At 68.6% G+C, this 10,163-nt stretch carries 9 protein-coding genes and 1 pseudogene; 3 read left to right on the top strand and 7 right to left on the bottom strand.

Going from position 1 to position 10,163, the window contains the following annotated elements; all coding sequences use genetic code 11:
• Positions 1-19 precede the first annotated feature (19 nt).
• Genes otsB through BW41_RS03555 form a run of 3 tightly spaced genes read left to right on the top strand, consistent with a single transcriptional unit; the run spans position 20 to position 3,968 of the window.
• Positions 20-766 carry a trehalose-phosphatase gene (gene otsB, locus BW41_RS03565; RefSeq protein WP_037531503.1) on the top strand — a complete coding sequence of 249 codons (747 nt, stop codon included), beginning with the start codon at positions 20-22 and terminating at the stop codon, positions 764-766.
• Positions 763-2,568, top strand: a complete 1,806-nt coding sequence (locus BW41_RS03560) for a glycoside hydrolase family 15 protein (RefSeq protein ID WP_037531501.1) — start codon at positions 763-765, stop codon at positions 2,566-2,568. Before otsB ends, BW41_RS03560 begins: the two co-directional genes overlap by 4 nt.
• Entirely contained in the window at positions 2,550-3,968 is a 1,419-nt protein-coding gene (locus BW41_RS03555) for an alpha,alpha-trehalose-phosphate synthase (UDP-forming) (RefSeq protein WP_051583226.1), read from the top strand. The genes BW41_RS03560 and BW41_RS03555 overlap by 19 nt, the downstream gene beginning before the upstream one ends.
• Here BW41_RS03555 and BW41_RS03550 read toward each other — a convergent pair.
• The 7 genes and pseudogenes from BW41_RS03550 to BW41_RS03520 all read right to left on the bottom strand — a co-directional run bounded on the left by BW41_RS03550 (position 3,910) and on the right by BW41_RS03520 (position 10,057).
• A complete protein-coding gene (locus BW41_RS03550) occupies positions 3,910-5,010 on the bottom strand; it encodes a mechanosensitive ion channel family protein (RefSeq protein WP_037531499.1) in 1,101 nt (366 codons plus the stop codon). The genes BW41_RS03555 and BW41_RS03550 overlap by 59 nt on opposite strands.
• An 83-nt stretch (positions 5,011-5,093) precedes the next feature.
• On the bottom strand, positions 5,094-6,386 hold the full coding sequence (gene hslU, locus BW41_RS03545) for an ATP-dependent protease ATPase subunit HslU (RefSeq protein WP_037531497.1): 1,293 nt from the start codon (positions 6,384-6,386) through the stop codon (positions 5,094-5,096).
• A 97-nt stretch (positions 6,387-6,483) separates the two neighbouring features.
• Positions 6,484-7,029, bottom strand: a complete 546-nt coding sequence (gene hslV, locus BW41_RS03540; RefSeq protein ID WP_081792876.1) for an ATP-dependent protease subunit HslV — start codon at positions 7,027-7,029, stop codon at positions 6,484-6,486.
• Positions 7,030-7,353: 324 nt separating this feature from the next.
• Positions 7,354-7,593 (bottom strand): annotated as a pseudogene (locus BW41_RS03535) (3TM-type holin); the annotation flags it as partial.
• Between the two features lie 14 nt (positions 7,594-7,607).
• A complete protein-coding gene (locus BW41_RS03530) occupies positions 7,608-8,147 on the bottom strand; it encodes a glycoside hydrolase family 108 protein (RefSeq protein WP_037531490.1) in 540 nt (179 codons plus the stop codon).
• Positions 8,148-8,418: 271 nt separating this feature from the next.
• Positions 8,419-9,375 carry a 50S ribosomal protein L11 methyltransferase gene (locus tag BW41_RS03525; RefSeq protein WP_037531488.1) on the bottom strand — a complete coding sequence of 319 codons (957 nt, stop codon included), beginning with the start codon at positions 9,373-9,375 and terminating at the stop codon, positions 8,419-8,421.
• The gene (locus tag BW41_RS03520; RefSeq protein WP_037531487.1) at positions 9,365-10,057 is read right to left on the bottom strand and encodes an SDR family NAD(P)-dependent oxidoreductase; all 693 of its coding nucleotides are present in this window, start codon (positions 10,055-10,057) and stop codon (positions 9,365-9,367) included. Before BW41_RS03520 ends, BW41_RS03525 begins: the two co-directional genes overlap by 11 nt.
• Positions 10,058-10,163: the final 106 nt, after the last annotated feature.

The following is a 10,163-nucleotide window of genomic DNA, read 5'->3' as shown; positions in this document are numbered from 1 at the left end:
ATCCCCGACACCGCGCCGCGTGACGCATCTGCCCCCGCCCCCCGCCGACCTGTTGCGCGATGCCGCGCTGTTCCTCGATTTCGACGGCACGTTGGTCGAACTGGCGGAGCATCCCGAGGCGGTGGCGGTCGATGCGCGGCTCGCGGCCCTGATCGATCGGCTGTCGGATCGGCTCGACGGCCGGGTGGCGATCATCTCCGGCCGGCCGGTCAGCGGCATCCGCGCGCTGTTCGGCGATCCGCATTTCGCCGTGTCGGGCAGCCATGGCCTCGAAGTACTGTGGCCCGACGGCACGCACACGCGCGCGGAACGCCCCGCCGCCCTCGACCGTATAGTCGTGGCAATGAAAGCCTTCGCATCTGCAACACGCGGCGTGCTGGTCGAGGAAAAGCCGCTGGGCGCCGCGCTCCATTACCGCGCGGTGCCGGAGGCGGAGGCGCAGGCGCACGACCTCGCCCGCCAGCTCGCCGCCGACGCCGGACTGCATCTCCAGACCGGCAAGATGATGGTCGAGGTGCGTGTTCCCGGCGCCGACAAGGGCACCGCGCTGCGCACGCTGATGCAGAGCCCGGCGATGGCCGGTGCGCGTCCGGTCTTCCTCGGCGACGACGACACCGACGAGCCGGCGATGGTCGCCGCGCGCGCGCTGGGCGGCGCGGGCGTGCTGATCGGCGCGGCGCGCGAGACCGCCGCCGCCTATCGTCTCGACAGCGTCGCCAGCACGCTCCACTGGCTCGAAGCCGCAACCGAAAGCCTTGCCGCATGACCTCCACGCCCGACGCCAATGCGATGAGCGTCGACCTCTGGCCGATCGGCAATTGCCAGGTCAGCGCGCTGGTCGATCGCGCCGGGCGCTTCGTCTGGGCGTGCGTGCCGCGCGTCGACGGCGATCCGCTCTTCTCCGCCCTGGTCGGCGGGGCGGATCCCGACGGCGGCTATTGGTCGATCGGCATCGAAAATTCGGTCAAGGTCGAGCAGCATTATATCCGCAACACCCCGATCCTGGTCAGCACGCATACCGATGATGCCGGCAACGTGCTGGAGGTCACCGATTTCTGCCCGCGCTTCGTGCGCACCGGGCGGACCTATCGCCCGGTCGCCTTCGCGCGCATCGTCCGTCCGATCGCCGGCAGCCCGCGCGTCACGGTAAAGCTCCGCACCACCTGCGGCTGGGGCGGCACCTGCCGCGAACAGATCGGCGGCTCCAACCATCTGCGTATCCTGCTCGATGCGATGCAGCTGCGGCTCACCACCACCGCGCCGATCGGCATGGTGCAGGAGGAGCGCGCCTTCCGCCTCGAACGGCCGCTGCACTTCTTCCTCGGGCCGGACGAGAGCTTCAGCGGCGACCTCGCCGAGACGCTGGAGGCGATGCTCGCGCAGACGATCGCCGAATGGCAGGAATGGGTGCGCGGCCTCGCCATCCCGCTCGAATGGCAGGATGTGGTGATCCGCTCGGCGATCACGCTCAAACTGTGCCAGCACGAGGAGACCGGCGCGATCGTCGCCGCGCTCACCACCTCGATCCCCGAACATGCCGGGTCGGAGCGCAACTGGGACTATCGCTATTGCTGGGTGCGCGATGCCTATTACACGGTGCAGGCGCTCAACCGGCTCGGCGCGCTCGACGTGCTGGAGGGCTATCTCGGCTATCTGCGCAATATCGTCGACAGCGCCGCGGGCGGGCATATCCAGCCGCTGTACGGCGTGCTCGGCGAGCCGACGCTGGAGGAGCGGTTCGCGCCGGCGCTCGCCGGCTATCGCGGCATGGGGCCGGTGCGGGTCGGCAACCAGGCCTATGAGCAGATCCAGCACGACGCCTACGGCCAGATCGTACTGTGCAGCGTCCATGCCTTCTTCGACCAGCGGCTGTTCCGCCAGTCGGGTCGCGAGGATTTCGAGAGCCTCGAACATGTCGGCGAACGCGCCTGGCAGTTCCACGATCAGCCCGACGCCGGTCTGTGGGAGCTGCGCACCCGGCAGAGCGTCCATACCTATTCCTCCGCCATGTGCTGGGCGGCGTGCGACCGGCTCGCCAATGCCGCGCACGTCCTCGGCCTGTCCGACCGGCGCGACTTCTGGCAGGGCCGCGCCGACACGATCCGCACCGAGATCGAGACGCGCGCGTGGCGGCCCGAGACCAACCGGATGTCGGCGACCTTCGCGGGGGACGACCTTGACGCGAGCCTGATCCAGCTGCTCGACCTGCGTTTCTTCGAGCCCGACGATCCCCGCTTCGTCGGCACGCTGGAGGCGGTGGAGAAGGGTCTGCGACGCGGCAGCCACATGCTGCGCTACGACACCGAGGATGATTTCGGCCTGCCCGAAACCGCCTTCAACGTCTGCACCTTCTGGCTGATCGAGGCGCTGCACTTCACCGGCCGCCACGCCGATGCCCGTGCGCTGTTCGACGAGATGCTGGCACGACGCACCGCAGCCGGTCTTCTTTCCGAAGACATCGACCCGACATCGGGGGAATTGTGGGGCAATTATCCGCAGACCTATTCGCTGGTCGGCATGATCAATTGCGCTGCGCTATTGTCCAAACCATGGAGTTCGATCCGCTGAGCCGCCTGATCATCATATCCAATCGTGTGTCCGCGCCCAAGGGGTCCGACTCCGGCGCGCAGGGCGGCCTTGCCGTCGCGCTCGCCTCGGCGTTGCGCGAATATAAGGGCATGTGGTTCGGCTGGTCGGGGGACCAGACCGACGAATATACCGGCCAGATCACCTTCCAGCGCAACGACGGCGTCACCACCGCCACCGTCGACCTGGAAGAGCAGGACATCGACGAATATTACAACGGCTATGCCAATCGAACGCTGTGGCCGCTGTTCCACTACCGCGTCGACCTCGCCGAATATGAGCGCGAATTTGCCGGCGGCTATCAGCGCGTCAACGAACGCTTCGCCGATACCGTCCAGCCGCTGATCGAGGAGGATGATGCGGTCTGGATCCAGGACTATCATCTCTTTCCGCTCGGCGAGGAATTGCGCAAGCGCGGCGCGACCAACCGCCTCGGCTTCTTCCTGCACATTCCGTGGCCGCCGCGGCGGCTGCTGTCGATCCTGCCCGAAGCGCAGGCGCTGGTGCGCAGCCTGTTCGCCTATGACGTGATCGGCTTCCATACCGAGGAATGGCTGCAGAGCTTCTGCGACTATGCCACCGCCGAACTCGGTGCGCATATGGAGGGCGACGACCTCGTCCTCGACGATCGCCGCGTCCGCGTCATGGCCTGCCCGATCGGAATCGACGCCAAGGAATTCGCCGGACTCGCCACCAGCACGCGCGGTCGCCTCGCCTTCCGCCAGATGCGCGATGCCGCGGTGGGGCGCGACATGATCGTCGGCGTCGACCGGCTCGATTATTCCAAGGGGCTGGAGGAGCGGTTCCTCGGCTACGAACGCTTCCTCACCGAACATCCCGAGGAGCGCAAGGAAGTCACCTTGCTCCAGATCGCGCCGCCGAGCCGCGCGACGGTCGGCAGCTACCAGAAGATCCGCAGCAACCTCGAAGGGCTCGCCGGGCGGATCAACGGCGCCTATGCCGATATCGACTGGGTGCCGATCCGCTACGTCAACCAGGGCTATCCGCGCGACGTGCTCGCCGGCATCTATCGTGCCGCCAAGATCGGCCTCGTCACCCCGTTGCGCGACGGCATGAACCTCGTCGCCAAGGAATATGTCGCCGCGCAGAATCCGGAGGACCCGGGCGTGCTGATCCTGTCGCGCTTCGCCGGCGCGGCCTGCCAACTCACCGATGCGGTGCTGATCAACCCCTATTCGGCGGAGGAAATGTCCGACGCGATCATGCTCGCGCTGCGCATGCCGCGCGAGGAGCGGATCGAACGCTGGACCAAGATGATGGACGTCATCACCCGGCAGGATATCGGCTGGTGGCGCAAGACCTTCACCGATGCGCTGATGGGTCCGGCGGTGGAGACGGAGGCGCAGACGGAGCCCGCATGAAGCGTTCGCGCGGCAGCGCCTCGGGCATCTCGTCGCGGATGAAGGCGTAGATCGCCTCGCGCACGTCGCAACGCAGGTCGAAGGCGGTGGAGGCGTCTTTCGCGGTCATCAGCCCGCGCAGCTCCATCGTCCCGTCGGGTTTCGCATCGGTGACCTGAAGGTTGCAGAAACGCTGGTCCCAGCGCGGATTGGCGCGGACGATCTCCTCCAGCTTGGCGCGGATGCGCGGCACGTCGGCGGCGGGATCGAGATACCAGAAGACCGAGCCGAGCAGCGCGCTCGTCTCGCGCGTCCAGTTCTGGAAGCTGTTCTCGAGGAATTTGGAGACGGGCACCACCAGCCGGCGGTCGTCCCAGATGCGCACCACGACATAGGTCAGGCGGATGTCCTCGATCCGCCCCCATTCATTGTCGATGATGACGACGTCGTCGATGCGGATCGGTTCGGTGAAGGCCATCTGGATACCGGCGATGACGTTCTTGAGCGCCGGCTGCGCCGCGGCGCCGATGGCGAGGCCGGCGACACCGGCGGAGGCGGCGAGCGTCACGCCGATCGTGCGGACGCTGGGGATGCTCATCAGCATCATCATCACCGTCAGCATCACCAGCACGAACACGCCGATGCGGTGGAGGATGCTGATCCGCGTCCGCCGCCGCCGCGCGCGCAGATTGTCGGTCGCCGATATGTCGAACCGCACCTCGCTGACGTCGCGATAGGCGGTGAGCGCGGCGAGCAGCATCCAGCCGAAGATCGCCGGGGTGAGCAGCCCGATCGCACGCTGCCAGATCGTCTCCCAATAGCGCGGCAGGTCGAGCCCCGGCCCAGATGCCGCCAACGCGACGCCGATCATCAGCCAGAAGGTCGGCCGCCCGAGCCGCGCGATCAGGATATCGTCGGTCTTGGTCGCGGTGCGGCTGGCGATCCGCCGCAACACGGCGAACAGGCTGCGGTGAACCAGCGCGAGCACCAGCACCACCAGCAGCACGCCGCCGAGGCGCGCGGTCCATTCGGGCAGGGTCACGTCGAGATACGGAATGCGCATCCCGCTATCACGCATGACGCGGGTTAAGGCTCCCTTGCCGACCCGCTTTCATGCTGCACCTGCGAAACGTCTTCGCCGCCGCCTTACAGCACGAAGCGGCTGAGATCGGTGTTGCGGGCGATCCCGGCCAGCTGCGCCTCGACATAGGCGGCGTCGACCGTCACCGGCGCTTCGCGATCCTCGGCATCGAAGCTCACCTCCTCGAGCAATTTCTCCATCACCGTCTGAAGGCGGCGCGCGCCGATATTCTCGACCTGGCCGTTCACCTCGGCGGCGATGCGTGCGATCGCGGCGATGCCGTCGTCGGTGAAGCGGACCTCGGCCCCCTCGGTCGCCAGCAACGCCTGATATTGCGCCGGCAGAGATGCCTTGGTGTCGGAGAGGATGGCGATGAAATCCTCCTCGGTCAGGCCTTTCAGCTCGACGCGGATCGGCAGGCGGCCCTGCAGCTCGGGCAGCAGGTCGGACGGCTTGGCGACATGGAAGGCACCGCTGGCGATGAACAGGATATGGTCGGTCTTCATCGGCCCGTATTTGGTCGCCACCGTCGTGCCTTCGATCAGCGGCAGCAGGTCGCGCTGCACGCCTTCGCGGCTGACCGAGCCGCCGCGCACGTCGCTGACCGCGATCTTGTCGATCTCGTCGAGGAAGACGATGCCGTTCGCCTCGGCGTCCGCCAGCGCGGTGCGGCTGACCTCGTCCTGATCGAGCCGCTTGTCGGCCTCCTCCTCGACCAGTTTGTCCCAGGCGGCACGCACCGACAGCTTGCGGCGCTTGAGCGGCTGATTGCCACTCAGCGACTTCATCATCTCGCCGAGGTTGATCATCTGCGGGCCGCTGCCCGGCACGTCGAACGGTGTCGCCGCGGCCTGTTCCAGCTCGATCTCGATCTCGGTCGCGTCGAGATGGCCGTCGGCGAAGCGCTGCTTGAAGCTCTCGCGCGTCGCCTGGCTCGAATCCTTGCCGACCAGGGCGTCGAGCAGGCGCTTCATCGCCGCTTCCTCCGCCTTGTCCTTGACCGCGACGCGGCGGCGCTCCTTCTCCAGCCGGATCGCTTCCTCGACGAGGTCGCGCGCGATCTGTTCGACGTCGCGGCCGACATAGCCGACCTCGGTGAACTTGGTCGCCTCGACCTTGACGAACGGCGCGTCGGCAAGCTTGGCGAGGCGGCGGCTGATCTCGGTCTTGCCGCAACCGGTGGGCCCGATCATCAGGATGTTCTTGGGCGTCACCTCGTCGCGCAGATCGGCCGAGAGTTGCTGGCGCCGCCACCGGTTGCGCATCGCCACCGCCACCGCGCGCTTGGCGTCGCGCTGGCCGATGATATGGGCGTCGAGGGCGGCGACGATCGCCTTGGGAGTGAGATTCTGGTTCATCGGAAATCCTGGGTCACAGCTGTGCTGGGATCGCGCGCCGCCAGGGCGCAGTAAGGTCACGACACCGCGGCCTTCGCCGGGGCGGCGCTGTCTATCCTTAAGTCGTGCTGTCCATCACCTCGATCGTGGTGCGATCGTTGGTGTAGACGCAGACCTCGGCGGCGATCGCCATCGCCTTGCGGCAGACGGTCTCGGCATCGGCCTCGTAATCGACCAGCGCGCGCGCCGCGGCGAGCGCGTAATTGCCGCCGGAGCCGATCGCGGCGACGCCGGCCTCCGGTTCGAGCACGTCGCCGTTGCCGGTGAGGATCAGCGTCACGTCCTTGTCGGCGACGATCATCATCGCCTCGAGATTGCGGAGATATTTGTCGGTGCGCCAGTCCTTGGCGAGTTCGACCGCGGCGCGCATCAGCTTGCCCTGATGCCGCTCCAGCTTCGCCTCCAGCCGCTCGAACAAGGTGAAGGCGTCGGCGGTGGCGCCGGCGAAGCCGCCGATCACCTGCCCGTCCGCACCGAGGCGGCGGACCTTCTTGGCATTGGGCTTCATCACGGTCTGGCCCATCGAGACCTGACCGTCGCCGATGACGACGACCTTGCCGTTGCGCCGGACCGACAGGATGGTGGTGCCATGCCAGACCGGCATGGAATGGGAATCGCTCATGGGGGCGATGTAGGGTGCCTGCGGTGCGGGGCAAGTCGATCGGGTCCGTCTTGGCGAGTGAGGACGATCGGGGTCTCGCGGAGGCGCGGAGAGGCAGGGTTGGGTTCACGCGAAGACGCTAAGACGCGAAAAGGCGTTTCGCGCAGAGGCGCAGAGGCATCGCGTCGGCGCGAAGCACCCTTCCTGACTAGGTCGCGTAGCGAAAAGGCCGCTCCGCGGCAGAGCACGTCAACTCTGCGTCCTCTGCGCCTCTGCGCGAACCGATGCTTCTTCTCCGCGCCTCCGCGTGAACCCTCCGCTACACCGTCACCGATCGACGCCCTTGATCTTCCCGACGGTGCGCGCCGCGGTGTAGCCGAGATAGCCGGTGCCGAAGAGCGCGTAGAGCGGCTCCGGGATCGCGGCGAGGTACGCCGCCATGCCGTGCGCGATCGCCGCGGCGCAGGCCGGGCGGATCGCCGCGACGAGGCCGACCGGGATCGCGCCAAGCAGCAGCACGTACATGACGTAGAGGAAGGCAGGCCGCGCGCGCGTCACCCAGCGGTCGGGGAGCGGCTCGCTCATGCGACGCGCGCCGCGAGCCAGCCGTAGAGGAACGCCTCGTCGGCGGGGCGGCGCTCGGCGAGCGCGAGATAGCGTTCGCCCTGCAAGGCATCGACCGCCTTGATCAGCACCCGCTCCCCCGCCGGCCCGCGGATGGCGAGGAAGGCGTCGAGCGCGGCGAGCGTCGCGGCGCCGATCCGCTGGTCCGCGGCGATGTCGGCATAATCGCGGCCGTTGCGGTTGAGCGCGTTGAGCGCGCGCTGGAGGAAGCGGGCCGCGGTGGCGGTGCCCATGTTGACGCCGGTGTCGAACAGTTCGGCGGCGAGCGCAGGCGCGCGTTCGGCGATCTTGTCGAACCCCGCGCCACGCCAGTAGACGCGCTCGTAGATCGCCGCGGCGATGGCGCGCGGCAGATCGCGCATCGCGCCATGGTAGCCGTTCGCCCGCGCCACCGCGACGCTGATCCCCCAGCAGGTCGGGCCGCCGCGGTCGGCGGGGTGGTCGACAAAGCCGCCTTCGCGGTCGATCACGTCGTCGATGAGGGTCTGTATCGTCATGCCGTGCCTCCTGCTGGTCAGGCGGCGATCGGGATCATGGCCGTTCCAAATAGGACAGCGGCTTTTTTCGGGGGCGTAAAAGCCGTGGCGCGTGCGTGGCTTGGCCGGCATGCGCACGGCCGCCGTTCCAACACGGCGTCGGCGCCAACCGGCGATCGTCATGTCCGAGTCGGCCGGGCCGCTTGTCAAACCGTAGCGCCCGGCGGTCGTGACGGCGGCCCGCCCCATGGCTCCGCAGCCCTCCCGCTTCGCACCACCGCGGGCCACGCCCCTACAGGTCGAGCGCCCACCCGTCGCGCCCCTTGGGGTCGAACGGCCCCTCCGGCACGTAGCGCGTCGCGCCGCCGCGCAATTGCAGCACCGTCCAGTCGCCCCGCCGGTCGATCCCGACCAGCGTGCAGCCGCATGCCGCATAGGCCGCGACGACATCCTCGCGCTGCGTCTCGAGCAGCCCGGCGAGCACGATCACCGCATCGGGCGCGGCGATCGCGGCGAGTTCGGGCGCCATCGACACCAACGGCCCGGCGAGGATGTTGGCGATCACCAGATCGAACGGCGCGGCCGCGTCGATCGCCGCATCGCGCGCGCCATCGGCGACGTAGAGCGCGACCCCCTCCACGCCGTTGCGCGCGGCATTGTCGCGCGTCACCGCGATCGCCACCGGATCGATGTCGGTCGCCACCACCCGCGCCGCCGGCCACAAGGCGGTCGCGGCGAAGGCGAGCAGGCCGGTGCCGGTGCCGACGTCGATCACCGCCTCGAACCGCCGCCCCGCCACCGCGAGCGCGTCGAGCATCGCGAGGCAGCCGCTGGTCGTGCCGTGATGGCCGGTGCCGAACGCCTGCCCCGCCTCGATCATGAAGGCGCGCCCGCCCGGCGGCGGCGACACGGCATGCGCGGCGGTATGGACGACGAAGCGGCCCTCGCGGATCGGCTCCAGCCCCGCCTGGCTCAGCGTCACCCAATCCTGCGCGTCGAGCCGCTCGACCGACGGATCATGGGCGCTGGCGCTCGGCACCAGGGCGTGGATCGTCGCCAGCATCGCCGCATCGGGTGTATGATCGAGATAGGCGTCGAGCCGCCAGCGTTCGACATCGTCCTCCACCTCCTCGGTGGTCATCAGCACCGCGTCGATGACGAGATCGCTCGCGCTGTCGATCGCCTCCGCCTCGGCGCGGGTGCACGGCAGGCTGACCTTCCAGCTCGACCCCGGCGTATCAGCGGACATAGCTCGCCCCGTTGACGTCGATCACCGCCCCGGTCATCGATGCCGGCGCCTCGAGCGCGCAGAAGCGCGCCACCGCCGCCACTTCGGCCGGATCAGCGACCTTGCCGAGCGGAATGTCGGCGAGCAGCGCGTCGCCGCCGCGGCTGGCGAGATAGTCGTCGGCCATGCCGGTCATCGTGAAGCCGGGGCAGATCGCGAAGGCGAGGATGTTCTCGCGCGCATAGCCGCGGGCGATCGTCTTGGTCATCGCCACCATCCCCGCCTTGGCGGCGGCATAATGCCAGTGCGCCGGTGAATCGCCGCGATAGGCGGCGCGGCTGGCGATGTTGACGATCCGCCCGCCGCACCCGCGCTGCTGCCAGTGGCGTACCGCCAGCCGGCACAGCTCCGCGGCGGCGGTGAGATTGATCCGCTGCGTCCGCTCCCAATCGGCGACCCAGTCGTCGTGGTCGCAGGTCAACGGACTGGCCTCGAACACGCCGGCATTGTTGACCAGCACGTCGATCTGCCCGGCCTGCGCCAGCGCCGCCGCCCACAAGGCCCGCGGCGCGGCGGGATCGGCGAAGTCGGCGGCGATGCCGCTCGCCGTGCCATGTCCGATCACCTGCGCGCCGCCCTCACGCAACGCCACGTCGATCGCCGCGCCGATGCCGCGGCTCGATCCGGTAAGAAGTATCGCCATGGCGTGGCTTTAGGCGGCGCGGCCGGGAGCGGCAATGGCGGCGCTGATGCCGGATGTTCACGCAGAGGCCCGGCGGCGCGGCGGCGTGGCGGCGCTGCGCCGTTCG

This window comes from Sphingomonas sp. RIT328, from assembly GCF_000632225.1.
GTDB lineage: Bacteria > Pseudomonadota > Alphaproteobacteria > Sphingomonadales > Sphingomonadaceae > Sphingomonas > Sphingomonas kyungheensis.
This window is presented reverse-complemented; position numbering and strand designations above follow the sequence as displayed.

Excerpts from the sequence above, each read along its gene's own strand:
- BW41_RS03560 (WP_037531501.1), top strand. The coding sequence starts at position 763 with ATGACCTCCACGCCCGACGCCAATGCGATGAGCGTCGACCTCTGGCCG.
- BW41_RS03555 (WP_051583226.1), top strand. The coding sequence starts at position 2,550 with ATGGAGTTCGATCCGCTGAGCCGCCTGATCATCATATCCAATCGTGTG.
- BW41_RS03550 (WP_037531499.1), bottom strand. The coding sequence starts at position 5,010 with ATGCGCATTCCGTATCTCGACGTGACCCTGCCCGAATGGACCGCGCGC.
- hslU (WP_037531497.1), bottom strand. The coding sequence starts at position 6,386 with ATGAACCAGAATCTCACTCCCAAGGCGATCGTCGCCGCCCTCGACGCC.
- hslV (WP_081792876.1), bottom strand. The coding sequence starts at position 7,029 with ATGCCGGTCTGGCATGGCACCACCATCCTGTCGGTCCGGCGCAACGGC.
- BW41_RS03530 (WP_037531490.1), bottom strand. The coding sequence starts at position 8,147 with ATGACGATACAGACCCTCATCGACGACGTGATCGACCGCGAAGGCGGC.
- BW41_RS03525 (WP_037531488.1), bottom strand. The coding sequence starts at position 9,375 with ATGTCCGCTGATACGCCGGGGTCGAGCTGGAAGGTCAGCCTGCCGTGC.
- BW41_RS03520 (WP_037531487.1), bottom strand. The coding sequence starts at position 10,057 with ATGGCGATACTTCTTACCGGATCGAGCCGCGGCATCGGCGCGGCGATC.